Below are 26,559 nucleotides of genomic sequence, written 5' to 3'. Positions count from 1 at the left end.
ACGTGTTCCTCTCCGTCGTGGATGCCGTACCGAACATAGATGGATGTCGTCGTGAGCCTTGTGGAGGCCGTGACCACGTGCTCTCATGTGATACACGGAAGCATTGTTTGTTTCACCGTATCAATGGCCTCGACCGGCGAGGAGTACGACGTGGAACCACTCAGCAGACGCAGGATGTTGCAGGTCGGCGGCGCACTGGGCGCGCTCGGCGCGCTCGGCGCCGCCAGCCCGGCGCAGGCCGGGTCGGTGTGGAACTGGTCCCCCACGGGCTCGGTGGCCGGCGCGGGCGCCGGCGTGGACCCACGATGGGTGTGGGACGAGGAGGCCGACCCCCTGGTCGCCTCGCTGCTGGACCGGGGGGACGCACCCCTGGTCAACCACCTGCTCCGGACGTGGACGAAGAACGGCCAGCCGCTGCCGGCCGGCCTGCCCACCGACGTACGCCAGTTCATCGAACGCGCGCGGGTGCTCCCGTCCTGGGCCGACCCGGGCAAGCTGGCCACCGCCGTGCGCTTCAACGAGAAGCGCGGCCTCTATCTCGGCGTGCTGTACGGCCTGGCCAGCGGCATGATGAGCACCGTCATCCCGAAGGAGGCACGCGCCGTCTACTACTCCAAGGGCGGCGCGGACATGAAGGACCGCATCTCCAAGACCGCCAAGCTCGGGTACGACATCGGCACGGCCAACGCCTACCAGCCCGACGGCTCGATGATCGTGACCGCCGTCAAGACCCGGCTGGCGCACGCGGGCGTGCGCCACCTCCTGCCGCAGTCGCCGGACTGGGCCGACGTCGCGCCCGAGGACATCCCGATCAGCCAGCGGGACCTGATGGTCACCTGGCACAGCCTGCCGACCACGGTCATGCGGAAGCTGACCGACTGGCGGGTGCCGATCCCGGCCGCCGAGTCGACCGCCTTCCTGCACCTGTGGCAGGTGGCCGCCCACATGCTCGGCATCCGGGACGAGTACATCCCCGCCACGTGGAGCGAGGCCAACGCGCAGGCCAGCGAGGTCCTCGACCCGGTCCTCGCGCCCACCCGCGAGGGCAACGCCCTGGCGGACATCCTGCTCGGCCTCGGCAAGGAGATCGACGCCGGCCTGCTGAGCAAACCCATCCTCGGCTCGTTCACCCGGTTCCTGCTCGGCAACCAGATCGCCAACTGGCTGGAGATCCCCCGCGACCTGCTCTGGGACACGCTGCTGCGGACGTCCTGGGGGCCGTTCGTCGCGGTCCGGGAGGCGCTGCTCCCGCTCCCCCTCGCACCGGAGTGCTACTGGCTCTTCGACGAGTTCCTGCGCAAGCTGGCCCTGCTCTTCCTCTCCGAAGGACAGTCGATCAGCATCGAGATCCCACTCGGCAACCGCGAGCTCTGATCACCACCCCGCAGCCGGGGGCCGGCGTCGCGTCCCCGGCTGCCGGGCGCACCCGGCGAGGCACCACGCCCGCACCCGGCCCGCGCTTCCTCGGGTACGTGCTGGCCGCCCCGGTCCTCGTGACCGCGGCCGAACTCGCGGTGTCGTACCCGGCGGCCCGGCTGCCCTCGCCGGGTGTGGCCGGGCTGCTCGGCCTCGACGAGATCATGACCGCGACCGCCCTGCCGGCTTCGGAACTGATATCGGTGGAGGTGGCCCCGGACGGCACCGTGTCGTTCGTGTTGCCGCCGGACCGGGTGGGGCAGGCCGACGCCGGCTCGACCGCCGAGCTGATCGCCGAGGAACTGTCACTGCCGCGGGGACGGGTCCGGGTCCCGCCGACCCACGCCCGCCCCGAGACGGTGTGCCGCGCGACCTCCTTCACCCGTACCCCCGTCCGGGTGGCCGTGGCCGTGGTCCGCCGGCGGCTGCTGGAGGTGGGGTCGGCCACGCTCGGCGTGCCCGTCGCCGGCCTGCGGCTGTCCGCCGGCGTGGTCACCGACGGCGCCGGCCGGAGCCTCGACATCGGCACCCTCGCCACCCCCGCCGCCAGCACGACCACCGTGGCGGTGGCGGTCGACCTGCCGCCCCGGTGAGCGCCGGTTCAAGTGCCGCCTCGCGGGTAGCAGTCCCATGGACGGCACCGGAGAGGGGACAGGCAGGCATGAAGGCACTCACCTGGCACGGCAAACGGGACGTTCGGGTCGAGGACGTCCCCGATCCGCGGATCGACGAGCCGACCGACGCGATCGTCCGGATCACCTCGACCGCCATCTGCGGCTCCGACCTGCACCTGTACGAGGTGCTCGGCCCGTACCTGAAGCCCGGCGACATCCTCGGGCACGAGCCGATGGGCGTCGTCGAGGAGGTCGGGTCCGGGGTCACCCGGCTCAGGAAGGGCGACCGGGTGGTCATCCCGTTCAACATCTCCTGCGGCTCCTGCTGGATGTGCGAGCGGCAGCTCTACGCGCAGTGCGAGACCACGCAGGTGACCAGCCAGGGCAAGGGCGCGTCGCTGTTCGGCTACACCTCGCTGTACGGCTCGGTCCCCGGCGGCCAGGCCGAGTACCTGCGGGTGCCGCAGGCCCAGTTCGGCCCGATCAAGGTCCCGGACACCGGCCCCGACGAGCGCTGGCTCTACCTGTCCGACATCCTGCCCACCGCCTGGCAGGCGGTGAGGTACGCGGACACCCCGCCCGGCGGCACGCTCGCCGTGTTCGGCCTCGGCCCGGTCGGGCAGTTCTCCGCCCGGATCGGCCGCCACCTGGGCGCCGGCCGGGTGATCGGGCTGGACCTGGTGCCGGAGCGGCTGGAGATGGCCCGCCGGCACGGCATCGAGGTGCTCGACGTCAGCCAGCTCGACGACGTGCCCGGGGCGCTCATCGACCTGGTCGACGGGCGCGGCCCGGACGCGGTGATCGACGCGGTCGGGATGGAGGCGCACGGCGCGCCGCTGGGCAAGCTGGCGCAGACCGCCGCCGGCCTGCTGCCGGACAAGCTGGCCCAGGCGATGACCGACAAGGCCGGCGTGGACCGCCTTGTCGTGCTGCACGCCGCGCTCAAGGCGGTCCGGCGTGGGGGCACCGTGTCCATCTCCGGGGTGTACGGCGGCGAGCAGGACCCGATGCCGTTGATGGAGATGTTCGACCGGGGCATCCAGCTGCGGATGGGCCAGTGTCACGTGCGGCGCTGGGTGGACGACATCATCCCGCTGCTGGAACGCGACGACGACCCGCTGGGCGTCGAGGACCTGCGGACCCACCGGCTGCCGCTGACCGAGGCGCCGCACGCGTACGAGATGTTCCAGAAGAAGGAGGACGGCTGCGTCAAGGTCGTGCTGGCACCGTGACCCGCACGGTGGTCGTCACCGGCGCGACCAGCGGGATCGGCCGGGCGACCGCCCTGGAGCTGGCGGGCCGCGGGGCCCAGCTGGTCCTCGCGGCCCGCTCCCCCACCACCCTGGACGAGGTGCGCGACGAGTGCCGGGCGGCCGGCGCGCGGGCGCTGGCCGTGCCCACGGACGTCACCGCGCCCGGTGCGGTGACCGCGCTGGCCGACGCCGCGCGGGCCGAGTTCGGCCGCATCGACGCCTGGGTGCACACCGCGGCGGTGATGTCCTACGGCCGCTTCGACGAGACCCCGGCCGAGGTGTTCGAGCAGGTGGTCCGCACCGACCTGCTGGGCACCGCCGGAGTGGCCCGGGAGGCGCTGCGCCGGTTCCGCGCCGACGGTGGCGGCACGCTGGTGCTCACCGGCTCGGTGCTCGGGCACATCACCGCGCCCTACATGAGCGGGTACGTGACCGCCAAGTGGGGCCTGCAGGGCCTGGCCCGCACGTTGCAGCAGGAGGCCCGGGAAACCCCCGGCGTGGCGATCTGCCTGGTCAACCCGGGCAGCGTGGACACGCCCGTCTACCGGCAGGCGGCCAACTACCTGGGCCGGATCGGCCGGCCCCCGCCGCCGGTCGCCGGCCCGGAACGGGTGGCCCGCGCCATCGCCCATCTCCTGGACCGACCTCGCCGGGAGCTGTCCGTCGGCCGGCTCAACCTGATCATGCGGTTCGGCTTCACCGTCCTGCCCGGGATGTACGACGTGCTGGTCGGCCCGCTGATGCGGCTCGCCGGGCTGAGCCGCCAGCCGGTCGCCGCGCACGAGGGCATCGTGTTCGCGCCCAACCCGGCCGGCGAGGCGGTCCGGGGCGGCTGGCTGCCCGACGTGCCCCGGGCGTTGCGGTCGGCGGGCGCGACGGCGGCGTCGGCGCTGCGCCGCCGGGTGGTCTGACCCACACCGGCGGGACCGTCCCGGGCGTGGGCGTCGCGGCGCGCGGGTGACTACCGTGTACGGCGGGACACGGCGGAGGGACGGACATGCGGGGATCATCAGGACACGAGGCGGGCGTCGGCGGCAGCGGCCGGCTGTGGCGGATCGCCGGGCTGGCCGCCGTGGCCGGGCTGGCATGGGCGGCGCGGGACGTGCCGGCCCAGCTCGGCGGCCGACTCACCGGCGAGCGGGCGCAACGGGCGGCCCGGTCGCCGCGCTTCCGCGACGGCACGTTCCACAACCCGGCCGGCGCCAGTGCCACCATGGTCGCCGACCCGGGCCGCAACCTGCTCCGCGAGCTGCTCTTCGGCAAGCAGAAGCGGCGGCCGGGCAGCCCGGTGCCCCTGCTGCGCCCGACCGCGCCACCGGCCACCGACCCGGCCCGCGCACTGAACGTCGTCTGGTACGGCCACGCCTCCACGCTCGTCGAGATCGAGGGTCACCGGGTGCTGCTCGACCCGGTGTGGAGCGACAGGTGCTCCCCGTCGGCGCTCGTCGGCCCCCGGCGCCTGCACGAGCCGCCGGTCCGGCTGGCCGACCTGCCCCCGCTGGACGCCGTGCTGATCTCCCACGACCACTACGACCACCTGGACATGGAGACCGTCCGCCGGCTGGTGGACCTCCAGTCCGCGCCGTTCGTGGTGCCGCTCGGCGTCGGCGCCCACCTGCAACGGTGGGGCGTGCCCGCCGCGCGCGTGGTCGAGCTGGACTGGTCGGAGAGCCACCGCGTCGGCGGGATCACCCTGACCGCCACCGCCGCGCAGCACTTCTCCGGGCGCGGGTTGCGCCGCGACGGCACGCTCTGGGCGTCCTGGGTGATCGCCGGCGCGCACCGGCGGCTCTTCTACACCGGCGACTCCGGCTACTTCCCCGGTTACGCCGAGATCGGCGCCGCACACGGGCCGTTCGACGTCACGCTCATGCAGATCGGCGCGTACGACCGGGCGTGGCCGCACATCCACATGTTCCCGGAGGAGGCGGTCGCCGCCCACCTCGACGTGCGCGGCGACCTGCTGGTGCCGGTGCACTGGGGCACCTTCAACCTGGCCCTGCACGACTGGTCCGAGCCGGTGGACCGGCTCTGGGCCGAGGCGAAGGCCCGGGGCGTGCGCCTGGCCGTGCCCCGCCCCGGGGAACGGGTGGTGGTCGACGAGCCGCCGGCGGTGGACGGCTGGTGGCAGGCCGTTGCCTGAGGGCACCGCTCAGAGCACGAAGGCGTCCGTCCACAGCGCCCCGGAGCGGCCCGACAACGCGTCGAGCATGGCCACCGCCTGACCGTCGGTGAGCTGGGCGACGAAGTCGATGATCGCCCGGCCGCGGGCCCGGCCGATCCGGTCCGGGGTACGCGGGTGCAGCTCCGCCTCGGCCAGCTCCACCAGGTCGTGCAGCCGGCGCGGCAGGCGCGACTCCTCCTCCGGGTCCAGCAGCCACTCCCAGAGCGCCTCCACGAGTGCGCCCAGCAACCGCGCCTGACCGCGCTGGTGCAGCGCCAGGTCCGGCCGGGCCAGCACGAACCGGTGGTGGACGAACTTGAGCACCTGCACCTCGTGCCACTGCGCCCGGCCCAGCAGCACGTACCCCGAGCGGACGTCCGGCTCCGGGGTGACCGTGATGGCGTCCACGAACCGGGTGGACCAGCGGGCGGAGAACCGGGCCACGTACTGCTCCGCCTCGATCGAGCCGTCGAAGGGCAGCGCCAGCAGTCCCTCGACCAGTTCCTCCCGGACGTGCTCGACCGCGGCGGCGAACGCCTCGTCGTCGGCGACCCAGGCGTCCTTGCGGTGCAGTTGGCGACGCAGCCGCTCGATCGCCGTCCCGGGCCGCCGACCCGCCGCGGCCAGCGCCGGGGCGGTCATCGAGCGCAGGTGCCCGCACTCGCGCTGCCAGGCCATCAGCTCGGCGGCGACCGTGCCCTGCTGGAGCACCCCGACCCGGTAGAAGTCCTCCACGTCGTGGATCGCGTACGCGATGTCGTCGGCGGTGTCCATCACCGACGCCTCCGGGGTCTGCTGCCACTGCGGGATCCGCCCGGCGAACGGCTCCCGGGCCTGCCGCAGGTCGTCCAGCTCGGTGCGGTACGCCCCGAACTTCACCGACCCGCTCTGCGGGTCCTCCGGCGGCGCCGCGGCACCCCGGGGCGCCGGGTCGAGGTGGCGCGGATGCGGGTCGGGATGGTCCAGCCGGGTCCAGGGGTATTTCAGCAGCGCCGCCCGGACCGCGGCGGTCAGGTCCAGCCCGGTGGTCGCCGCCCCGCGGATCTCGGTGCTGGTGACGATCCGGTACGACTGCGCGTTGCCCTCGAACCCGTCCGGCAGCCCGAGCCGCTGCCGGGCCAGCCGGTCCAGGACCCGCTCCCCCAGGTGCCCGAAGGGCGGGTGTCCCAGGTCATGGGCGAGCGCCGCGGCCTCCACCACGTCCGGGTCACAGCCGCCGAGCTTGTCGAGCAGGTCCCGGTAGCCGGGGTCGGCGATCAGCCGTTCGGCGATCGCGCGGGCCACCTGCGCCACCTTGAGGCTGTGGGTGAGCCGGTTGTGCACCAGCAACCCGGACCCGCCGGGGCTGATCACCTGGGTGACGCCGTTGAGCCGGGCGAAGAACGGCGACGCGACGATCCGGTCCCGGTCGGCCCGGAACGGGCCGACGGCCAGGTCGCCGAGCGCCCGGGCGCTGCCCCCGAAGAGCCGCCGGGCCCGCGGATCCGCAGGTACGTCCATGATCGCCACGCTAGCGCAGGAGGTGGCGGGCCGGGCACTGCCGGGCGGAGGCGAACGGCACAATGCAGGGCGGACACCACCGGAGAAGGCGGATGACAATCGTGACCCAGTCTGTGCACCAGCGGATCGCCGAGGAACTCGGCGTCGCCGAACGTCAGGTGCGATCCGCCGTCGAGCTGCTCGACGGCGGCGCCACCGTGCCGTTCATCGCCCGCTACCGCAAGGAGGCCACCGGCCTGCTCGACGACGCGCAACTGCGCACGTTGGAGGAGCGGCTGCGCTACCTGCGCGAGCTCGACGAGCGACGCGCCGCGGTGCTGGAGTCGATCCGCGGCCAGGGCAAGCTCGACGAGGCCCTGGAGGCGCAGATCCTCGCGGCCGACTCGAAGTCCCGGCTGGAGGACATCTACCTGCCCTACAAGCCCAAGCGCCGCACCCGCGCGCAGATCGCCCGCGAGGCCGGGCTGGAGCCGCTCGCGGACACGCTGCTGGCCGACCCGACGCAGGAACCGAAGACGGTCGCCGCCGGCTACGTCGACCCGGAGCGCGGCGTCGCCGACCCGGCCGCCGCCCTCGACGGCGCACGCGCCATCCTGATCGAGCGCTTCGCCGAGGACGCCGACCTGATCGGCACGCTGCGCGAGCAGATGTGGTCGCGGGGCCGCCTGGTCTCCCGGGTACGCGACGGCCAGGAGACCGTGGGCGCGAAGTTCGCCGACTACTTCGACTTCGCCGAGCCGTACCCGAAGCTGCCCTCGCACCGGATCCTCGCCATGTTCCGCGGCGAGAAGGAGGGCGTGCTGGACCTGACCATGGACCCGGAGTCCGACGGTGACGCCGACGCGACCGCCGGCCCCACCCGGTACGAGGCGGCCATCGCCGGCCGCTTCGGCGTCACCGACCACGGCCGGGCCGGGGACCGCTGGCTGGCCGACACGGTGCGCTGGGCCTGGCGCACCCGGATCCTCATCCACCTCGGCGCGGACCTGCGGATGCGGTTGTGGCAGGCGGCCGAGGAGGAGGCGGTGCGGGTCTTCGCCACCAACCTGCGCGACCTGCTGCTGGCCGCGCCCGCCGGCGCCCGGCCGACGATGGGCCTGGACCCGGGGTTGCGGACCGGTGTGAAGGTGGCCGTGGTCGACGCCACAGGCAAGGTGGTCGCCACCGACACGATCTATCCGCACGAGCCGCGCCGGCAGTGGGACGCCTCGGTGCACACCCTCGCCACGCTCGCCGCCGCGCACGGCGTGGAGCTGATCGCCATCGGCAACGGCACCGCCAGCCGGGAGACCGACAGGCTGGCCGCGGACCTGATCAAGCGGCACCCGGAGCTGACCCTGACCAAGGTGGTGGTCTCCGAGGCCGGCGCGTCGGTCTACTCGGCGTCCGCGTACGCCTCGCAGGAACTGCCCGGGCTGGACGTGTCGCTGCGCGGCGCGGTCTCCATCGCCCGCCGCCTCCAGGACCCCCTCGCCGAGCTGGTGAAGATCGACCCGCGCTCGATCGGCGTCGGGCAGTACCAGCACGACCTGTCCGAGGTGAAGCTGTCCCGCTCGCTGGACGCGGTGGTCGAGGACTGCGTGAACGCGGTCGGCGTGGACGTCAACACCGCCTCCGCGCCGCTCCTGACCCGGGTCTCCGGCATCGGGGCCGGGCTGGCCGAGAACATCGTGCTGCACCGTGACGCCAACGGACCGTTCCGCACCCGGGGCCAGCTGAAGAAGGTGGCACGGCTCGGGCCGAAGGCGTTCGAGCAGTGCGCCGGCTTCCTGCGCATCCCCGACGGCGACGACCCGCTGGACTCCTCCAGCGTGCACCCCGAGGCATACCCGGTGGTGCGCCGCATCCTCGCTTCCACCGGGCAGGACCTGCGTGCCCTGATCGGGCGGTCGGCGATCCTGCGCGGGCTGCGCGCCACCGACTTCGTCGACGACACGTTCGGCCTGCCCACCGTCACCGACATCCTGGCCGAGTTGGAGAAGCCCGGCCGCGACCCGCGTCCGGAGTTCCGCACCGCCACCTTCGTCGAGGGCGTCGAGAAGATCGGCGACCTCACCCCGGGCATGGTGCTGGAGGGGGTGGTCACCAACGTGGCCGCGTTCGGCGCGTTCGTCGACGTCGGCGTGCACCAGGACGGCCTGGTGCACGTCTCGGCGATGTCGCACACCTTCGTCAAGGACCCGCGCGACGTGGTGAAGTCCGGCGACGTGGTGAAGGTCCGGGTGCTCGACGTGGACGTGCCGCGCAAGCGGATCTCGCTGACCCTGCGACTGGACGACGAGCCGCCGGCCGGGGGTCGCTCGGCGGGCGACGGCGGACGGCGGGAGCGCGGCGGCCAGGGCAGCGGACCAAAGGGCGACCGAGCCGGCGGAGCGCGGGGTGACCGGACCGGCGGACCGAAGGGCGAGCGAGCCGGCGGAGCGCGGGGTGACCGGACCGGCGCGCCGAAGGGCGATCGTGCCGGCGGGTCGCGGGGCGGTCCGCAGCAGCGGCCGGGGCGCGACGCCGCGCCGGCCAACGACGCGATGGCGGAGGCGCTTCGCCGGGCCGGGCTGGCCTGACGACCAGCGCTGCCCCGCAGGTCGGCAGTTGCCCGGGGAGCCTGTCGAGCTGACGTCACCACCGCATCGTCGGCGGTTCGTCCCGCCGCCGCTCGTGCGGCAGCGGCGACCCGGCGGCGTACCGTGTGGGGGTGGCGGAGGACGGCCTGCAATGGCGGGAGCACCAGCGCCGCGCGGTGTGGGCACATGCGCGGGCGGACGCGGCGCAGCGCGCGGCCGAACAGGCGGAGGCGGCCGGGCTGGTCGCCCGGTTCGCCGCCGAGGCGACCCGGCTCGGCCTGCGCACCGACCGGATCACCGCGGTGTCCTACGACGGGCGTGCCCGCTACCGCACCCGGCTCGTCGGGTGGTACGTGGACCGCGCGCGCAGCCGCGCGGTCGACGTGCGGGGCCGGTTCTACCTGCTGACCGTTCCGGCCGGCCTGCGACCGCGACTGTTCGGCGCCCACCCCGAGCCGTCGCCGCCGCCGCTGGTCGTCGGCCGGGGCGGCCGGGACGGGGAGTCCTGGCCCCTGGCCGCGTTGCTCAGTCGGCGTCTCGCCGCGGGTGACGGCTGGGACTGAGCCGGCGGGCCGGCCGGTCGGCCCGCTGCCGCGGCACGTCCGTGCCCGTCCGCCGGCCGAGGCGCCGCCACCACCACCGCTGGGTGAGCAGGGTGAGCAGACCGGCCGCCACGATCGCCGTCAGGTTGATGACCAACTGGACGGCCGAACCGGTCGCCTCGTGCCAGACCCCGTACGCCGCCGCGACCGCCACGTTGGCCGCCGCCGGCACCGTGGTCACCGAGATCAGCACGCCCACCAGGGACCCGGACTTCTTCGACGTCAGCGAGAGCATCCCGGCGATGCCGGCCAACAGGCCGACCACCCAGGAGAGCGCGTCCGGCCGCCAGATGAAGTCGGTCAGCGGCCGGTCGGCGAGCAGCATCTCCCGGTCGACCAGGCCGGCGGCGGTCAGCGCCCAGGTGCTCAGCACGGTGATCACCATGGCCGCCAGGAAGCCCACGCCCAGCGCGTGCGCCGACCGACCGATGATCCGCGGCTGCCGGCGCAGCAGGGCCACGCAGAGCGCGGCGAGCGGGCCGAACTCCGGGCCGACCACCATGGCGCCGACGATGAGGATCGGCTGGTCCAGCAGCACCCCGATGCCGGCGATCATCGTGGCCACCACGATCAACGCCAGGAACGTGCCGGTCAGGACGGTCTGCTCGCCGGTCTTTGCCGCGATCTCCTCCCAGACCACAGCGTCCTCGCCGTGCCCGGGGGCCGCCCGGGCGGCCCGTTCCGCCGCCCCGGAGAGCGTCAGCTCGACGTCGTCGGCGGAGATCGCGCCGCGCGCCTCGACGCCCATCTCCTGGAGCACCCGCAGCACCTGGTCGGCGCTTTCCCGGACGATGTCGCAGAGGATGAGGTCACCGGCCGGTCGTCGGGCGGCGCCGGGCAGGACGGCCAGATGGGCCACCCCGGGCTCCTCGGCCAGCAGGTCGGCGACCTCCGCGGCACGGTCGGCCGGGGCGATGATCCTCAAGTGCAGCACTGGCGGGCTCCCTGTCGGGCGGTCCGTGGCGTCGGCCGCAGCACTGTACCGGGCGGCGACGTCAGGTGTGGCGCACGTCCGTCGTCCGGCCGGAGGGCTGCCGCACCAGCCCCGGCACGCGCTCGACGGTCTCCCGCCACAGCGCCGTCAGCGAGTCGGCCAGCGGGTGGGCCGGGGTCCAGCCGAGCAGTCGCTGACCACGCCCGATGTCCGCGCAGATCCAGGGCACCGCCGCCGACCTGGTCGCGTCGGCCCCGAACGCGCCCGTGCGGATCTCCCCGGGAAAACCCGCGATGTCCGCGAGCTGCCGAACGGCCTCCCTGGTCGCCGTCGCCCGCCCACTCCCCACGTTGAACACCCGCTGCGGCAGCGCACCGCAGCGCACCGCCGCCAGCACCGCGCCGGCCACGTCCCGCACGTCGACGAAGTCCCGCCAGGAATCGAGCAGGCCCAGTGCGACGTGGTCGTCACCGCGCTCGACCGCGGCCCTGATGAGCCCCGCCGCCCGCCCCAGTACGTTCCCGGGCGGCATGCCCGGCCCGACCGGGTTGAACACCCGCAGCACCACCGTGTCGACCCGGCCGGACGCACCGGCGAGTTCGGCCAGCCGGGTGGCGGCGAGGTGGCTCACCCCGTACGCGCCGACCGGCGAGGCCGGGTCGCCCTCCCGCACGGCGACGTCGCGGGCAACCGGGCCGTACTCGGCGGCCGACCCGATCCGCACGAGCCGGGCGGCGGGGGCGGCGGCCGCCATCGCCTCGATCATCTTGGCCGTCACCGTGACGTGTGCCTGCACGAAGTCGTACCCGGAGCCGACGATGCGGCCGGCCGCGAGGACCACGGCGTCGGGTCGCTCCCGGCCCAGCAACGCGGCGAGCGCCGGCAGGTCGAGCGTGACCAGGTCGCACTCCTGCCGGTCCGGGCAGCGCACCACGTAATGCGGGTCGAGGACGCGACGGATGTGCCGGCCCAGGAACCCGCCCGACCCGAACAGCAGGACGGTCCTCACCACGTTCCCGACTCCACGGATGTCCCGGCTTCCCGGCGTACGCGCTCGTCGGGGTGCCCGTTGCCGGTGAACTCGTGCCAGGTGGCCGCGCCGGGCGCCGAGATGCCTTCCCGGCGCATCACCACCGCGACCGTGGCGGCCAGGATCCGCAGGTCCAGCGTCAGGCAGCGCCTGTCGACGTACTCCACGTCGTACTCGAACTTCTGCTCCCAGCTGAGCGCGTTGCGGCCGCGCACCTGGGCGAGGCCGGTGATGCCGGGCCGCACCTCGTGCCGGCGGGCCTGGCGGGCGTCGTAGCGGCTCAGGTAGCGGACCAGGTGCGGGCGAGGGCCGACGACGCTCATGTCGCCGCGCAGGACGTTCCAGAATCCGGGCAGCTCGTCGAGGCTGGTGGCGCGCAGCCACCGCCCCACCGGGGTGAGCCGGGCCGCGTCGCTCACCAGCCCGCGGGCCGGGTCGACATCGTGCATGGTGCGGAACTTGACCATGTCGAAGAGCTTCCCGTCGAGCCCCGGCCGGGTGTGCCGGAACAGCACCGGCCGCCCCAGCGTCACCAGCACCACCAGGGCGACCGCGGCCATGACCGGCGCGGCGAGCACCAGCACCAGCGTGGCGCCGAGCAGGTCGAACAGGCGCTTCCAGCGGTCGTACGGGCGCGACGTGCCGCGCGGGGGTCGGTGCGGTTCGGCGGTGGCACGTCGCCACGAGACATCAGAGGTCATTACTTACCCATATCAGGACATAGTTGCGTCGAAGTACGATCGGTCAAAGGTCATGCGTCCCACCACGGCGCCCGGCCTCAGCCCGCCGGCCGCCGCAGCCAGCAACTCCTGCTCCACCCGGCGTATCCCCAGGTCGGCTGCGAAGTGGCGCTCGTAGTGGTGGCGGCCGGCCTGGCCGAGCAGGCGAAGCTTCTCCCGCCCCAACTGGCAGGCCTCCCGCAGGCCCGCCGCGATGGACTCGGGATCACCGGGCCGGGCGGTGATGCCGGCACCGCTCTCCCGCGCCACCTCGGCCGCGTCGCCGGGCGCGGCCACCAGGAGCGCCCGGCCGGCGGCAAGGGTCGCCTGCATCTTGCTCGGCATGGTGCAGGCGGACATCGCCGTGTCCCGCAGGCTCACGAAGTGGAGGTCGCCGGCCGCCATCACCGCCGGCATCCGCTCGGCGGGCACCCGGCCCAGGAACCGCACGTGGTCCAGGCCCGCCGACCGGGCGCGCGCCCGCAGCCGGTCCTCCGCGACACCCGACCCGGCGATCAGGCACACCAGCCGAGGGTCACGCACCAGCGCGCAAGCGTCCAGCAACGCGTCGAGCCCTTGCGCCTCCCCCAGGGCTCCGGCGTACACCAGCACCACCCGGTCGTCGGTCAGTCCCCACTCGGCACGGAGGTCCCGCTGCGGTGTCGGGGGTCTCTCGTCCGCCCACAACGGGATGTAGGTGAGCTTGTCCTCGGGCACCCCCCGGCCCCGCAGGACGTCCCGCACGCCGGGCGAGATGTAGGCCACCCGGGTGGCCGACCGGTACATCGCCCCACACCAGCCGTGCAGGCAGCGCTCGACGGCCCGGCCGCCGGTGCCGGCGCCGGCGCCGAGGAAGCCGCTGGCTCGCAGGGTGTCCGGCCAGAGGTCGAGCACGTGGAGCACCACCGGCACCCGGCACACGTGCCGGGCATGCCACATCGGCAACGCCACCGTGACCGGGGAGTTCCCCACCCACAGCGCGTCCAGCCCGCGCAGCGCCCCGGCACCGGACACGAGCGCGGACAGCGCGAACGAACCGTAGTTCGCCATCCGGCGTACGGCCGAGGCGTCGTGGCTGGGGTAGAGCGCGACCCGACGAACCTCCACCCCGGCGAGGTGTTCGTCGCGGCGGCGGGACATCCGGTAGCCGGGCGCGAGCCGGCCCGTCGGGTAGTTCGGGAAGCCGGTGAGCACCCGCACCTCGTGACCCCGGGCGGCCAGACCGCGGGCCAGCACACCGGGCAGCCCGGCCGGCCCCGGCTCCGGGTCGAACCACTGGGTCAGCAAGCCGAACCGCATCTCGGCACCTCGTCGTGGGTAGTTCGGGGGTGGACGGCCGGCAACCGGTCAGGCCGGGACCGGGGCGCGCGGTCGCAGCTCCACCGGTTCCGCCCAGGTGTCCGGCCGGGCGGGATCGAAGACCTCGTTGGCCCAGAACAGGGTGACCAGGGCGCCCGAGCCGGTGTTGGTGATGTCGTGGGCCCACATCGTGGGCATGTCCACCACGACCGGCTCGCGGCCGTCCACCCGGATCCGGACGACCTCGTCGTCGAGGACTCGCCGCAGGCGTATCTCGGCGCTGCCCTGCACCACGCAGAACCGTTCCACCTTCGCCAGGTGGAAGTGCTCCCCCCGGGTGACGCCGGGGTGGGTGGAGGAACAGAACGTCTGCCCCGGCCCGCCGTGCGCCCTGACGACCTCGACGAGGTCGCCCCGCGCGTCCGACCGCCGGGGCAACGGCAGCGGCTGGTGCGACGGGAAGCAGTGCGAGCGGTAGGTGTTGAACAGGCGCACCGCGTGCCGATCGGTCAACGCCGGGATCTCACCCGTGCGGTAGCAGCCGGCGATCTCCGCGAGCCGGTCGGCGAGCGCCCGGACACCGATGCGCAACTGCGGCATGGCGGCGTCCCACGGCCCTCCCGGCGGGGCGTCGAGCAGGCGGGCCGCCGCGTCGGTGGCGTGCACCAGGGCCAACTGCCGGTCCTGGTGCACCTCGGGCCGGCCGCCGTCGGCGAGCACACGGCAGAAGGTCGCCACGACCGAGTGGTAACCGGGCCGGCCGTGCTCCCCGTAGAGGTTGGGCAGGCGCAGGTCGACCAGGTCGGGGCGCACGGCGGCGAGGGTCGCGGCGGCGGCCGCCTTCGAATCACCGTAGGCGCTGCCGTTGCCGGCCTGGATCGAGTTCGCGTAGACGACGGCGCCGGGCGGCGTGGCGCACCGCTCCAGCCCACGCGCGAGGGCCGAGGCGAGTCCCACGTTGCCCGCCGCGACCTCGGCCGGATCGCCCCGGTTGACCCCGGCCAGGTGCAGCACTCGGTCCGCGCCGTCGATCCGCGCCGCCACGAGCGCCGGGTCGGCCAGGTCCGCGCGGGTGACCACGACCGGAGCCGGCCAGCCCAGGGCAAGGGCCAGCACGCGTACGTGCCAGCCCAGGAAACCCCCGGCGCCGGTGAGCGCGAGCCTCAGCACGCCGGCACCGTTTCCCGCAGCGTCAGTTCCGCGCGCATCTCCGGAATGGTCAGCAGGAGGTCCTTGATCTGGGCGATCCCGAGCCGGGGCGCGTTCGCGGAGGTGAAGTCCTCGATCGGCGGGCGGCCCACCTCGCCCTCGGAGACGTAGAGCTCGTAGTTGAGGTCACGGGCGTCCACCGGCACCCGGAACACGTCCCCGAAGTCGTCGGCCCGGACCAGTTCCTCGCGGCTGGCCAGCGTCTCGTCCTGCTTCTCGCCGTGCCGGACGCCGATCACCTCGAGCTTGGTCGGCACGTCGAAGAGCTGGCACACCGCCTCGGCCAGGTCACCCACGGTGCACGCGGGCGCCTTGTGGATGAAGATGTCACCGGGACGGGCCTGCCGGAAGGCGTGCTCGACGAGGTCCACCGACTCGGCCAGGGACATCAGGAACCGGGTCATCGCGGGGCTGGTCACCGTCGGCGCCCGCCCGGCCTTGATCTGTTCCACGAACAGCGGGATGACCGAGCCGCGCGAGTACATCACGTTGCCGTAGCGGACGCAGGAGACGACTGTCGTGCTGTCCGGCCGGTTCCGGGCGTGCGCCTGGGCGACCTTCTCCATCAACGCCTTGCTGATGCCCATCGCGTTGACCGGGTAGACGGCCTTGTCGGTGCTGAGCAGCACCACGGAGGCCACCCCGTTCCGCTCCGCCGCCATGATCACGTTCTCGCTGCCGAGGACGTTGGTCCGGACCGCCTCCATCGGGAAGAACTCGCAGGACGGCACCTGTTTGAGCGCGGCGGCGTGGAACACGAAGTCGACGTCCCGGGTGGCCCGGTGAACGCTGTCGAAGTCCCGGACGTCGCCCACGTAGTACCGCACCCGGTCGTCGCCCAGGCCCCGGCGCATGAGGTCCTGCTTGGCCTCGTCCCGGCTGAACACGCGGATCTCGCTGACGTCGTGGTCGAGCAGCCGGCGCACCATGGTCTTGCCGAATGACCCGGTACCACCGGTGACGGTGACGCGGCACCCGGAGGGCAGAAAGGACACGTCCACTCCTCTTGGTTCGTGCGGGATACGGGCCGTCGCGATCACGGGAGGGGGCCGGTCTGCCGTACCGAAAAGCACCTTTGGCACGTTCTGTCTTATACAACACTTTCTCAACGAAAGACGGGTCGTCAGGTCACGCCTCGGCCGCCGGGCCGCTCGGCCGGCGGCCCCGGCGCCCTCCGGAAAGGCAGGACCGATGAGAGCCACCGTCACGGTGGAGTCGCGCTACGTCCGTACCCCCGACGGGGCGGTCTGGACGTACGACGGACCCGCCTACCGCTTCTTCACCGACTACCTGCGGGTGTTCGACCAGGTCCGGGTCGTCGCCCGGGTACGGGCGGTCCCGGAGCTGGACCGGGCGGCCAACCGCGTGGACGGGCCGGACGTGGATGTCTGGCCCATCCCCCACTACCACGGTCCCCGGCAGTACCTGCAGCAGTACCCGGCGATCCGGCGGGCCGTGGCGTCGGCGGCGTCCCCGGAGGACGCGGTGGTGCTGCGCGTGCCGTCCGCCATCGGCTCGGTCCTCGCCGCCGCGCGCGACCGGCAGCGGCTGCCCTACGCCCTCGACGTGATGGCCGACCCGTACGCGGTGTTCGCACCCGGCGTCGTGGACCATCCGCTGCGGCCACTGCTGCGGCAGCGGTACACCAGCCGGCTGCGACACCTGTGCCGCTCGGCGGTCGCCGTCTCCTACGTGACCGAGCGGTACCTGCAGGACCGGTACCCGGCCGGCCCGCGCACGGTGACCGCGGTCTGCTCCGACGTGGACCTGCCGCCGCACGCCTACGCCGACCAGCCCCGCGGCCGGGCACCGCAGCTCCCCCACGTCACGCTCGTCTCGGTCGGCTCCCTCGACCAGATGTACAAGGGGATCGACACCCTGCTCGCCGCCGTGGCACGGCTGCGCGCGGACGGTCTCGCCGCGCGGCTCGTGCACGTCGGCGACGGCCGCTTCCGGCCCCGGCTCGCCCAGCTGGCCGAGCGGCTCGGCATCGCCGGGCAGGTGACCTTCACCGGCCCGCTGCCCTCCGGCGACGCGGTCCGGGAACAACTGGACGCGGCCGACCTCTTCGTCATGCCGTCGCGCACGGAAGGGCTCCCCAAGGCACTCGTCGAGGCGATGGCCCGCGGGCTGCCGGCCGTGGCGTCGGCCGTCGGCGGCATCCCGGAACTGCTGCCGGCACAGCACCTGGTCGCGCCGGACGACGCCGTCGGCCTGGCCGCGGCCGTCCGGCGGCTGTCGAGCAACCCGGAACTGATGACCGAGGCCTCCGCGGAGAACCTGGCCCGCGCCCGCCGGTACGCCGCCGGACGCCTCGTGCCGCAACGCGACGCCTACTTCCGCGCCGTCCAGGACGCGCACCGCCGGGCCCGCCGGCTCGGCCCGTCCGACTCCGGACGTCGGGTGCTCACCGACCACTGACCACCCCGGCCGGCCGGGGTGGTCAGTGGTCGGCGCGACGCGCCCGCCCACCACCGGCCCGGTCAGCTGTTCAGCCGGTCGAGCCGCTCGGCCATCGCCGCGGCCACGTCCACCGCGACCAGTCGCGGCACCCGTCGTGGCCCGCCGTGGTACTCGGCGAGCATCGCGTCGGCCAGCCCGACGACGTCGGCCGGACACCGGCGGCCGTTCTCCGGCGTGACGAGGTCATTGGCGGCGGCCACCTCGACAGTGGCGATCACCGGCGTCCCGAAGCCCAGTGCCTCATTGACCACCAGGCCCCAGGCATCCGTCCGGGACGGCACGACGGCCACGTCCGCGGCGGCGAAGACCGCGCCGAGGCGACCGTGATCGATCGGGCCCAGGTAGTGGCAGTCCGCCCTGGTCGCGCAGTGCTGTGCCACGTCCGGGGCCAGACTGCCGCCGCCGACGACCACCAGGGCCGTGGCCCCGTCGCGCACCTTGTCGCGCACGATGTCGTACGCGCCGAGGAGCAGATCCACCCCCTTGATCGGCTCGAGCCGGCCCACGAAGACGAAGACGAACCGGTCCCGGACGCCGAGCGTCGCCCGCGTTGCCGACGCTCCGCTCTCCCCGTCGGGCAGTTCCGGCAACGCGAAGGGAATGTGCCGGAGCCGCCGGAAGCCGAGCAGCCGCCAGTACGCCTCGTTGGCGGTGCCCACGGACCAGATCTCCGGCTCGCCGAGCAGCATCCGCAGATACCACCTCTTGGCCGCCCGCCGGCTCCGCGACCGGCGTAGTTCCGCTGACACGTTGCTGTCGCTGCGCATCACCAGCGGCACCCGACGCAGACGGGCTACCACTGCCGCGGCGATCCGGGCCGCGCCCCGGTAACCGAAGAGGCACACGGCCTCGAGATCCGGCGCCGTCAGGGCACGGACAAATAGCCACCAGGGTGTGCGCCCTCGAAGGATGCTGTGCGAGTGGGACGGCTCCACCGTGCCCCAGCCGCGTGCGGAGTCGTCGGCCGAGACGTAGAAAACCTGGACCGGGCGGGACAGTCGGGCGGCGAGCCGGTCGAGAACCGGGTTGTGATGGGGTGTGCGGGACTCGAGGACAAATACGATCATGACCGCTCTCTCATCTACAACGCCGGCGAACGGGCTCGGGAGCGCCGCCGCCAGCCAGGGACGCCATCGAGGTCGTACCCGGCCGCGAGTACGGCACGGGTCGGGACGGCAACGGCGGGCTCTGCGGTGGCGCGGCGGTGGGCGCACGGGAGAACAGGGCATGAATGACGAACAGCGCGGCGAGTATCAGCAGTCGACACCCGGCGCGCGCGGCGAACGTCGCGGTGCCGACCCAGATCAGGTCGAGTGCCCCGACGAGCAGTACGATCGCGGCGACGTATGCCATCACCCCGCGCCTCGTCCCGATCAGGGGCTTACTGGCCGCCAGGACCACGCGGTCCGCCGCTCGCAACGCCAGCCCGGTGACCGGAATCATCAACACCAGGCCGGCCAGGCCGAAGTTGTAGAGCCATTCGCCGAAGAAGAGCGCCGCGTCGGAGTGTTCCGTGCCGGCCAGCTGGGGAGAGAGGTAGGGCACGAGCACCGCGCCCAGGCCGCGCGGTTTGTCCTCCCAGATGGAACGGGGTACGAGGATCACCGCCGCCGCGTAGAAGCTCTCCCCCCACGCCTTGGGCAGTAGGCCGAGGTCACTCAGGCTCAACAGTTGGGCGAAGTCGTGGAAGGGGCCCACCACCGAGAAGAGCCCATCGCTGTCCCACTCCGTCCTGGGGGTACCCGCAGGAGGCGGCGTCGGGGATGCACGGATCTTGGCGAGGAAGGCGAGAGTCGGCGGAGCCACGGCCAGCATCACCGCCTTCACCGGTCGGCCGTTGCCCCGATTGGCGACGATGACCGCCAGGGCGAGCGCGAGCGCGCCCAGCACCAGACGGCCGAAGCTGTCGAAGAGAGTCAGGTAGTAGATGACGAGCCCGGCGACCGGCACCAACCCGTACATCAAAGACGGCCTCCTGCGGGTCGTCGGCAGCAGCCCGACACCCAGCATGATGACCCCGACGAATCCCGCAGAGCTGATCAGGAGATGCTGGAACCGCTCTGGCAACGACAGTTGCAGCAGTACCGCGAGCGCCAACAGCAGCGCGCCGCAGCGCACAGCCCAGCGAGCCACCTCCGGTGTGGTCGTCACGAGCGTTCCGGCGGTTGCGCGGGTGCTCCTGCCCGCCCAAAAAGCCAGCCACGTCGACACCTGGACGAAGTAGCCGAGCGCGACGGGACGGAACAGCGGGAACTCCGGAGCCTCGATCCCGGAGGCGAGCGCCTGGTACAGCGCGGCGAAGCCGACGAAGAGTGCGAACCCGAGGTTGTAGGCGCCGACCGTGGTGACCCGGGCACCTCCGTCCCGCCAGAAGACCCAAAGCCCAAACAGCACGGACAGCGCACCGAAGAGGACGGTGCCGCCGAATCCCCACTGACCGCGTCCGGCCGTCGTGCCGAGGAGGAGCGGAAGGCTGCCGAGGCACAGCCAGCCCACGCCGGCCAGGACGGCGGCCCCGCGCCCGTGTCTCGCCGACGAGCGCCCGGTCGGTACCGTTGCGCCGGCACCCGGCCCGTTCACCTCGGTTTCCTCATGGACGACAACCTCCGAAGCTACCGCCACCTCGGAACGGGCAGCGCGCATGGTGATGTGGGGTGTGCGGACTGCCGACGACGGCCGAACGGTGTTCAGGGCCGCACGAAGATCGCGGTGTCCGTCACGCCGCAGGAAGTCCAGATGGTGCGCCAGCCGGCCACGGTCTCGGCGACCTCTTGCCACACTTCGTTCGCGGCCCCGTCGGCGGGCGATCGCGAGTGCGGGGACCGCGAGTTGGAAGGGAGGAACCAGTTCACGTTGTCGATCACCAACATGCCCCCCGCCGCGATCTTCGGCAGCGCCCGGCGGGCACAGTGGTCGCGGTAGATCCCGTCCACGAGGACGAAATGGAGGCTCTGATCGGCGAATCGCGCGGCGACCCCGACGTACTCGCTGCCACCGCCGTCCGTCTCCGGCACGAAGACGTGGTCCACGTTGTCGACCGCGTCGTCCTTGAGCTGCTGGGAAACCGCGTGGTGCCAGGTCTGGTCGTGCTCGACGCTCACCAGATGGTGGATCCGCTGGGCGAACCACCGGGTGCTCCATCCGGACCCGAACTCGAGCCCTCGATCCGTGGGCAGCAGCATCTGGTCGAGCAGCTCCGTCGCCCGCGGTGTCAGCCATGGGGTGCCCGGATGGCTATGGCGGTAGGCCCACTCGCGGGAGCGGTGCAGGACGTAGCCGGGAGTCCAATGTCGAATGGTTCGCAAGCTCGCCTCCGACGATGCGCTTGGGCCGAGCAGCACCCGGCACTTTTTCTCCAACGACCAAGGGCGGTACGACGTTTCGGCTTGCCGGACAAATGGCGATTGCTGCACTCAAATCGTCAGCATTTTCCGCAGATCGCGCCGGGAGAACCCCATAAATTCACATCGGCCCTCCTGTAACTGGCCGATCTGGTACAAATCAGGAACCTGCGTCCCTGAGGGCGGGATCGCACGCCCCGAGGTGGAGGGCCGCCGGTGACCGGACCCGCACGACATGTATTCCCAGCGCCTCCAACCGATCCCGGCGAACTGAGCGCCACCGGGCTGCGCGGCGTCGGCAAGTTGTCGCGAACTCGGCGCTACACCATCATCACGGCGTCGTCGGCGCTCGCGGGCGCCCTTCTCAACGCCACGATGCTGGCCCTCAGCGCCCGCGCCGGGCAGACCGGCGAGATCGCCGCCTACACCGTCATGGGGTCGGCCCTGGCTGGCGTGGCCGTGCTGGTGGCCGGTGGGACGTCGCTGCTGTACGCCGCCGGAGACGACCACGAGCGCCAGGCGGTGCGCTGTCAGCGAATCGTGATCGCGATACCCGTGATGTTGATGGCCGCCGGCTGTCTCACCGCCGTGTACGGCCAGCGGGGCTACGACGTCGTCGCGCTGGCCGCCGCCGCGGTGATGGCCGTTGGAAACAACCTGTTCGAACTGCTGACCGCCGACCTGACCCGTCAGTTCAGGTTTGTCGCCGGTGCGGTGGTGACCGTCACCGGTCGCGGCCTGGCGCTGGCGCTGCTACTCACGAACGTCCCGCTCACCGTGGCCCTCGCCGTCGGCGTGCTCACCCAGCTCGCCGTCGGCGAGGTGCTGGCCTGCCGGGGTGTCAGCGGGCGAACGCCGATCTGGAGAGGAATCTCGGTCCGCACGGCCTTCACCGCCTTTCGGCTGAACCGCAACCTGATGGTGTTGAGCCTCGGCGACGCCTTCACCGGACGCGGCGGAGGCGTTCTGCTATCGATGGCAGCGTCACCGCACACCGTCGGCATCTACGGCGCGGTCTACGCCGTGTACCAGGCGATGGCGGTGGTGCTCTACGGCGGGCTTCAGGTTCCGATGGCGGTGCGGGTGCGTCGGCGACACGGACTTGCGGTGGGCGGACCGACCAGCTGGGAGAGCGAACTCATGGTCGTCGCCGCGGCAACGGTCACGGCCGCCTGCGGTCTCGTGCTCGCCGGCCCGATCTGCACCGAACTACTACGGTTGCCCGAGGCTGCCACCGGCTGGTTGCAGCTCCTGCTGGTGGCCCTGCCCTTCATGACGGTCAGCCGTGCCGTCATCCTCAACCGCCTCGGCGACGGCGACTACCCCGGCGCGACACGCCTGACGCTGCTGCCGGCCGCGCTGCTGGGAACCACGCTTCTGGTACAGCTACCCCACCTCGGTCCGGCGGGGACGGCCGGCGCGACCACCGTGGCGGAGGTGTCCACGGCGGCGGTCATCGCGGTTGTGGCGCTGTCACGCCGCCGGCGGGCACACACGCGCCCGGCATCGGCCACGGCGCAGCAGCCGGCCCGGACCGCCACGACCGGGCTGGCCCAGCTCCAGCAGGTGAGCGCCACCGCTCGGAGAACTGAGCGGGCTACCGCGGCGGCCGCCCGAGACGTCAGCGGCGGATGCCCGCCCACTCATGATGACGGCGGACCGTCGAAAGGATGAAGTCCACCACCCGCCGGGAGGTGTCGGTGACCCGGTAGTCGGCCGGGCAGGGCACCCCCTCCGCCGCCACCTGCTCGACCACCACCCCGATCGCCTCCACCAGGCCCGCCGGGTCGAGCCCGGTCATCACGATGCCCCCGGCGTCCAGCGCCTCGGGTCGCTCGATGGAGTCCCGCAACGTCACCGCCGGGAAGCCGAGGATGGCGGCCTCCTCGCTTATCGTGCCGCTGTCGGAGAGCGTGCAGCGCGCCTGCCGTTGCAGGCGGACGTAGTCGATCAGGCCGAACGGCTCGTGGAAGGCGATGCCGTCCAGCACGGTGGGGTCGGGGGCGAGCGCCTCCAGCCGCTTACGGGTTCTCGGGTGGGTCGAGACCAGCACGGGCAACCGCCACTCGTCCTGCACGGCCCGCAGGCACTCCAGCAGCCGGTTGAGTCGGTCCGGCCGGTCGACGTTCTCCTCCCGGTGCGCGCTGACCAGGAAGTATCCGCCGGGCGACACGAGCAGACGGTCGAGGATCGTCGAGCGCTCGACGTCCGGCAGGTAGTGCTCCAGCACCTCCCGCATCGGCGAGCCGGTGTGCAGGATCCGGCGCGGGTGCAGCCCTTCGGCCAGCAGGTTCCGTCGGGCGTGCTCGGTGTAGACCAGATTGAAGTCCGCGACGTGGTCGACCAGCCGCCGGTTCGTCTCCTCCGGCACGTTCAGGTCGAAGCACCGGTTGCCCGCCTCCATGTGATAGACCGGAACCCGCATACGCCGGGCGATCAGCGCGGCGATGCAGCTGTTGGTGTCGCCCAGCACCAGCAACGCGTCCGGACGCACCTCCGCGACGGCCTGCTCGACACCGGTCAGCACCCCGGCGAGGACCCGGCCCAGCGAGGACGTGTCCACGTTCAGGTAGCGGTCGGGCGGCCGCAGGCGCAGCTCGGTGAAGAAGATCTCGGACAACGCCGGATCCCAGTTCTGCCCGGTGTGCACGAGCACGTGGTCGACGGTCCGGTCCAGTCGGTCGAGGACCCGGGCCAGCCGGATGATCTCCGGTCGGGTGCCGACCACCGTCATCACGCGAGTCATGCGTCCCCCGTCCGTACCCACAAACGCGGCCATCGCCACTGTCGCCTCAACGAGAGATCCTCGACGGAGTTACTCCGGGTGCCCGGACGCTGTGGTGAGCTGTGCCGGTGGCGGGATATGTGTTCGGACTGGTCCTGCATCCCACCCGGGACGTCTCCGACGTGGTCCGGATCATCGTTCGGTGGGCCGACCAGCACGGCCGGACCCTGGCGGTACGCGCGGAGGACCACCACCGGGTGCCCCCGTCGGTGGCGGCCCTGCCCGCCGACCAGTTCGTCGCCCGGTGCGACGCGCTGATCAGCATCGGCGGGGACGGCACCATGCTGGGTGCGCTGCGCTCGGCGGTGCACGACCCGCGGCCGGTCCTCGGGGTCAACCTGGGTCGGCTCGGTTTCCTGGTGGAGGTGGCGCCGGCCGAACTGCCGGACGCGCTGCAACGGCTGGTCGCCCACGACTACACCGTCGAGTCGCACGCCTGCCTGGCCTGCGACGTCTGCGGCGACGACGTGGTGGCGTTCAACGACATCGCCCTGGTCCGCCGCCCCGGCGCGGGTTTCGTCACCGCCACGCTGGCGATCGACGGCCAGCGGTACGGGTTCTACCGCTGCGACGCGCTGGTGGTGAGTACCCCCACCGGCTCCACCGCCTACAACTACGCGGCCGGCGGACCGCTGGTCTCCCCCGCCAGCCACGCCGTGGTGGTGACGCCCTCCGCGCCGATGGCCGGCATCTCCCGGTCGGTGGTGCTCGCCGCCTCGGAGACCGTTCGCCTCGAACTGCGCGCCGACTCGGCGCCGGTGGCCGTGGAGATGGACGGCCTGATCGTCCGGGACGCCGGCGAGGGCGACGCGGTGCAGGTGCGGTACGTGCCCGACGCCGGCCAGGTGGTCCGCCTCGACCCGCGCCGGCACCAGGAACGCAACCAGCTCAAGCTGAGCCTGCTCGACCTGCCCCTGCTGCCGGAGCAGTTGCGCGAGTTGCTGCCGGACGGGCTGCGGGAGCAGTTCAACAGGCGGGTGCCGCCCTCGCCCCGGTGAGCGTCACGCTCCGCCGAGCGCCCCGTCGACGAGCGCCTTGGCCTCCTCCTGGATCCGGGCCAGGTGCTCCGGCCCCTGGAACGACTCAGCGTAGATCTTGTAGACGTCCTCGGTGCCGGACGGCCGGGCAGCGAACCAGCCCGACCCGGTGGTCACCTTCAGCCCGCCGATCGCCGCGCCGTTGCCGGGGGCGGTGGTGAGGATCGCGGTGATCGGCTCGCCGGCCAGCTCGGTCGCGCTCACCTGCTCCGGTGACAGCTTCGCCAGCACCGCCTTCTCCTCCCGGCCCGCCGGGGCGTCGATCCGGGCGTACGCGGGGGCGCCGAAGCGGTCGGCCAGCTCGGCCCAGTGCTCGCTCGGCGTACGCCCGGTAGTGGCGATGATCTCGGCGGCGAGCAGGCAGAGCAGGATGCCGTCCTTGTCGGTGGTCCAGGTGCCGCCGTCTCGGCGCAGGAACGACGCCCCGGCGCTCTCCTCGCCGCCGAAGCCGACCGTGCCGTCGAGCAGGCCCGGCACGAACCACTTGAACCCGACCGGCACCTCCAGCAGCGGGCGGCCCAGGTCGGCCGCGACCCGGTCGATCATCGAGGAGGACACGAGTGTCTTGCCCACCGCCGCGTCCGGACCCCACCGCTGCCGGGTACGGAACAGGTGGCCGATCGCCACCGCCAGGTAGTGGTTGGGGTTCATCAGCCCGCCGTCGGGGGTGACGATGCCGTGCCGATCGGCGTCGGCGTCGTTGCCGGTGGAGACCGCGTAGTCGCCTCGGGCGGCGATCAGCGAGGCCATCGCGTTCGGCGAGGAGCAGTCCATCCGAATCTTGCCGTCGCCGTCGAGCGTCATGAACCGCCAGGTCGGGTCGACCGTCGGGTTGATCACGGTGAGGTCGAGGTGGTGCCGCTGCGCGATCTCCCCCCAGTACGCCACGCTCGCCCCGCCCATCGGGTCCGCGCCGATGCGCACCCCGGCGTCACGGATCGCGTCGATGTCGATCGCGGCGGGCAGGTCGTCGACGTAACGGGCGAGGAAGTCGTACTCCCCGGTGGTGTCGGCGGCGCGGGCCCGCGCGTACGGGACGCGTTTCACCTCCTTGAGCCCGGCGGCGAGGATCGCGTTCGCGCGGTCCTGGATCCACCCGGTGACGTCGGAGTCGGCGGGCCCACCGTGGGTGGGGTTGTACTTGAATCCGCCGTCGGACGGCGGGTTGTGCGACGGGGTGATCACGATGCCGTCGGCCAGACCGCTCGCGCGTCCCCGGTTGTGGGTGAGGATGGCGTGCGACACGGCGGGCGTCGGCGTGTAGCCGTCACGGCTGTCGCGCAGCACGGTGACGTCGTTGGCGGCGAGCACCTCGAGCGCGTCGACCTCGGCCGGGGCGGACAGCGCGTGGGTGTCCCGGCCGAGGAACAGCGGCCCGTCCAGGCCCTGCTCCCGCCGGTAGTCGCAGAGCGCCTGGGTGACGGCGAGGATGTGGTCGGAGTTGAAGGCGTTACGCAGGCTCGACCCGCGGTGCCCGGACGTGCCGAAGGAGACCTGCTGCGCCGGGTCGTCCGGGTCCGGATGCTCGGCGTAGTAGGCGGTGACCAACCGGGGCACGTCGACGAGGTCGGCGGGCTCGGCCGGTCGGCCGGCACGGGGGTGGGCCACTGCGGGATCCTCCTCGATGCTTCG

22 protein-coding genes are annotated in these 26,559 nt (G+C 72.9%); 10 read left to right on the top strand and 12 right to left on the bottom strand.

Going from position 1 to position 26,559, the window contains the following annotated elements:
* The first annotated feature begins 150 nt into the window (after positions 1 to 150).
* The 5 genes from ACLQ2X_RS20830 to ACLQ2X_RS20810 all read left to right on the top strand — a co-directional run bounded on the left by ACLQ2X_RS20830 (position 151) and on the right by ACLQ2X_RS20810 (position 5,426).
* Positions 151 to 1,374, top strand: coding sequence for an oxygenase MpaB family protein (locus tag ACLQ2X_RS20830; RefSeq protein WP_425682741.1), 1,224 nt, complete (start codon positions 151 to 153; stop codon positions 1,372 to 1,374).
* 98 nt (positions 1,375 to 1,472) lie between these two features.
* Positions 1,473 to 2,009: a molybdopterin cofactor-binding domain-containing protein gene (locus ACLQ2X_RS20825; protein ID WP_425682740.1), complete on the top strand. Its 537-nt coding sequence runs from the start codon at positions 1,473 to 1,475 to the stop codon at positions 2,007 to 2,009.
* Positions 2,010 to 2,077: 68 nt separating this feature from the next.
* Entirely contained in the window at positions 2,078 to 3,262 is a 1,185-nt protein-coding gene (locus ACLQ2X_RS20820) for a zinc-dependent alcohol dehydrogenase (RefSeq protein ID WP_425682739.1), read from the top strand.
* Complete coding sequence (locus tag ACLQ2X_RS20815) at positions 3,259 to 4,194, top strand: SDR family NAD(P)-dependent oxidoreductase (RefSeq protein ID WP_425682738.1); 936 nt, start codon at positions 3,259 to 3,261, stop codon at positions 4,192 to 4,194. Before ACLQ2X_RS20820 ends, ACLQ2X_RS20815 begins: the two co-directional genes overlap by 4 nt.
* A gap of 86 nt (positions 4,195 to 4,280) precedes the next feature.
* Positions 4,281 to 5,426 carry an MBL fold metallo-hydrolase gene (locus ACLQ2X_RS20810; protein WP_425682737.1) on the top strand — a complete coding sequence of 382 codons (1,146 nt, stop codon included), beginning with the start codon at positions 4,281 to 4,283 and terminating at the stop codon, positions 5,424 to 5,426.
* Positions 5,427 to 5,435: 9 nt separating this feature from the next.
* Here ACLQ2X_RS20810 and ACLQ2X_RS20805 read toward each other — a convergent pair whose 3' ends face one another.
* Positions 5,436 to 6,947: a deoxyguanosinetriphosphate triphosphohydrolase family protein gene (locus ACLQ2X_RS20805; RefSeq protein WP_425682736.1), complete on the bottom strand. Its 1,512-nt coding sequence runs from the start codon at positions 6,945 to 6,947 to the stop codon at positions 5,436 to 5,438.
* 62 nt (positions 6,948 to 7,009) lie between these two features.
* On the opposite strand from ACLQ2X_RS20805, the gene ACLQ2X_RS20800 reads away from it, so the two are divergent.
* Positions 7,010 to 9,508 carry a Tex family protein gene (locus ACLQ2X_RS20800; protein ID WP_425682735.1) on the top strand — a complete coding sequence of 833 codons (2,499 nt, stop codon included), beginning with the start codon at positions 7,010 to 7,012 and terminating at the stop codon, positions 9,506 to 9,508.
* Between the two features lie 125 nt (positions 9,509 to 9,633).
* Positions 9,634 to 10,071 (top strand): hypothetical protein, encoded by a 438-nt coding sequence (locus ACLQ2X_RS20795; RefSeq protein WP_425682734.1) that lies wholly within the window; start codon positions 9,634 to 9,636, stop codon positions 10,069 to 10,071.
* Here ACLQ2X_RS20795 and ACLQ2X_RS20790 read toward each other — a convergent pair.
* The 6 genes from ACLQ2X_RS20790 to ACLQ2X_RS20765 all read right to left on the bottom strand — a co-directional run bounded on the left by ACLQ2X_RS20790 (position 10,034) and on the right by ACLQ2X_RS20765 (position 16,296).
* Positions 10,034 to 11,044, bottom strand: coding sequence for a DUF389 domain-containing protein (locus tag ACLQ2X_RS20790; protein WP_425682733.1), 1,011 nt, complete (start codon positions 11,042 to 11,044; stop codon positions 10,034 to 10,036). The two genes, ACLQ2X_RS20795 and ACLQ2X_RS20790, sit on opposite strands and share 38 nt — an antisense overlap.
* A gap of 61 nt (positions 11,045 to 11,105) precedes the next feature.
* A complete protein-coding gene (locus ACLQ2X_RS20785; RefSeq protein ID WP_425682732.1) occupies positions 11,106 to 12,056 on the bottom strand; it encodes an NAD-dependent epimerase/dehydratase family protein in 951 nt (316 codons plus the stop codon).
* Positions 12,050 to 12,775, bottom strand: coding sequence for a sugar transferase (locus ACLQ2X_RS20780; protein WP_425682731.1), 726 nt, complete (start codon positions 12,773 to 12,775; stop codon positions 12,050 to 12,052). Before ACLQ2X_RS20780 ends, ACLQ2X_RS20785 begins: the two co-directional genes overlap by 7 nt.
* A gap of 12 nt (positions 12,776 to 12,787) precedes the next feature.
* Positions 12,788 to 14,092: a glycosyltransferase family 4 protein gene (locus ACLQ2X_RS20775; protein WP_425682730.1), complete on the bottom strand. Its 1,305-nt coding sequence runs from the start codon at positions 14,090 to 14,092 to the stop codon at positions 12,788 to 12,790.
* Between the two features lie 48 nt (positions 14,093 to 14,140).
* Positions 14,141 to 15,262 (bottom strand): NAD-dependent epimerase/dehydratase family protein, encoded by a 1,122-nt coding sequence (locus tag ACLQ2X_RS20770; RefSeq protein ID WP_425682729.1) that lies wholly within the window; start codon positions 15,260 to 15,262, stop codon positions 14,141 to 14,143.
* Positions 15,256 to 16,296, bottom strand: a complete 1,041-nt coding sequence (locus ACLQ2X_RS20765; RefSeq protein WP_425682728.1) for a polysaccharide biosynthesis protein — start codon at positions 16,294 to 16,296, stop codon at positions 15,256 to 15,258. The genes ACLQ2X_RS20770 and ACLQ2X_RS20765 overlap by 7 nt, the downstream gene beginning before the upstream one ends.
* A 196-nt stretch (positions 16,297 to 16,492) precedes the next feature.
* On the opposite strand from ACLQ2X_RS20765, the gene ACLQ2X_RS20760 reads away from it, so the two are divergent.
* Positions 16,493 to 17,722 carry a glycosyltransferase gene (locus ACLQ2X_RS20760; protein WP_425682727.1) on the top strand — a complete coding sequence of 410 codons (1,230 nt, stop codon included), beginning with the start codon at positions 16,493 to 16,495 and terminating at the stop codon, positions 17,720 to 17,722.
* 62 nt (positions 17,723 to 17,784) lie between these two features.
* Here the strand turns inward: ACLQ2X_RS20760 and ACLQ2X_RS20755 are convergent, their stop codons facing one another.
* Genes ACLQ2X_RS20755 through ACLQ2X_RS20745 form a run of 3 tightly spaced genes read right to left on the bottom strand, consistent with a single transcriptional unit; the run spans position 17,785 to position 21,105 of the window.
* A complete protein-coding gene (locus ACLQ2X_RS20755) occupies positions 17,785 to 18,831 on the bottom strand; it encodes a glycosyltransferase (RefSeq protein ID WP_425682726.1) in 1,047 nt (348 codons plus the stop codon).
* Positions 18,832 to 18,841: 10 nt separating this feature from the next.
* Positions 18,842 to 20,407 carry a hypothetical protein gene (locus ACLQ2X_RS20750; protein WP_425682725.1) on the bottom strand — a complete coding sequence of 522 codons (1,566 nt, stop codon included), beginning with the start codon at positions 20,405 to 20,407 and terminating at the stop codon, positions 18,842 to 18,844.
* Positions 20,408 to 20,451: 44 nt separating this feature from the next.
* The gene (locus tag ACLQ2X_RS20745) at positions 20,452 to 21,105 is read right to left on the bottom strand and encodes a hypothetical protein (RefSeq protein WP_425682724.1); all 654 of its coding nucleotides are present in this window, start codon (positions 21,103 to 21,105) and stop codon (positions 20,452 to 20,454) included.
* Positions 21,106 to 21,321: 216 nt separating this feature from the next.
* Between ACLQ2X_RS20745 and ACLQ2X_RS20740 the strand changes: the two genes are divergently transcribed.
* Positions 21,322 to 22,779 (top strand): hypothetical protein, encoded by a 1,458-nt coding sequence (locus ACLQ2X_RS20740; protein WP_425682723.1) that lies wholly within the window; start codon positions 21,322 to 21,324, stop codon positions 22,777 to 22,779.
* Here ACLQ2X_RS20740 and wecB read toward each other — a convergent pair.
* Complete coding sequence (gene wecB / locus ACLQ2X_RS20735) at positions 22,727 to 23,851, bottom strand: non-hydrolyzing UDP-N-acetylglucosamine 2-epimerase (RefSeq protein ID WP_425682722.1); 1,125 nt, start codon at positions 23,849 to 23,851, stop codon at positions 22,727 to 22,729. The two genes, ACLQ2X_RS20740 and wecB, sit on opposite strands and share 53 nt — an antisense overlap.
* A 107-nt stretch (positions 23,852 to 23,958) precedes the next feature.
* Between wecB and ACLQ2X_RS20730 the strand changes: the two genes are divergently transcribed.
* Positions 23,959 to 24,888, top strand: coding sequence for an NAD(+)/NADH kinase (locus ACLQ2X_RS20730; RefSeq protein ID WP_425682721.1), 930 nt, complete (start codon positions 23,959 to 23,961; stop codon positions 24,886 to 24,888).
* A 3-nt stretch (positions 24,889 to 24,891) separates the two neighbouring features.
* Here the strand turns inward: ACLQ2X_RS20730 and pgm are convergent, their stop codons facing one another.
* The gene (gene pgm / locus ACLQ2X_RS20725) at positions 24,892 to 26,535 is read right to left on the bottom strand and encodes a phosphoglucomutase (alpha-D-glucose-1,6-bisphosphate-dependent) (protein WP_425682720.1); all 1,644 of its coding nucleotides are present in this window, start codon (positions 26,533 to 26,535) and stop codon (positions 24,892 to 24,894) included.
* Positions 26,536 to 26,559: the final 24 nt, after the last annotated feature.

Source organism: Micromonospora sp. DT31 (genome assembly GCF_049841795.1).
Taxonomy (GTDB): domain Bacteria; phylum Actinomycetota; class Actinomycetes; order Mycobacteriales; family Micromonosporaceae; genus Micromonospora.
This window is presented reverse-complemented; position numbering and strand designations above follow the sequence as displayed.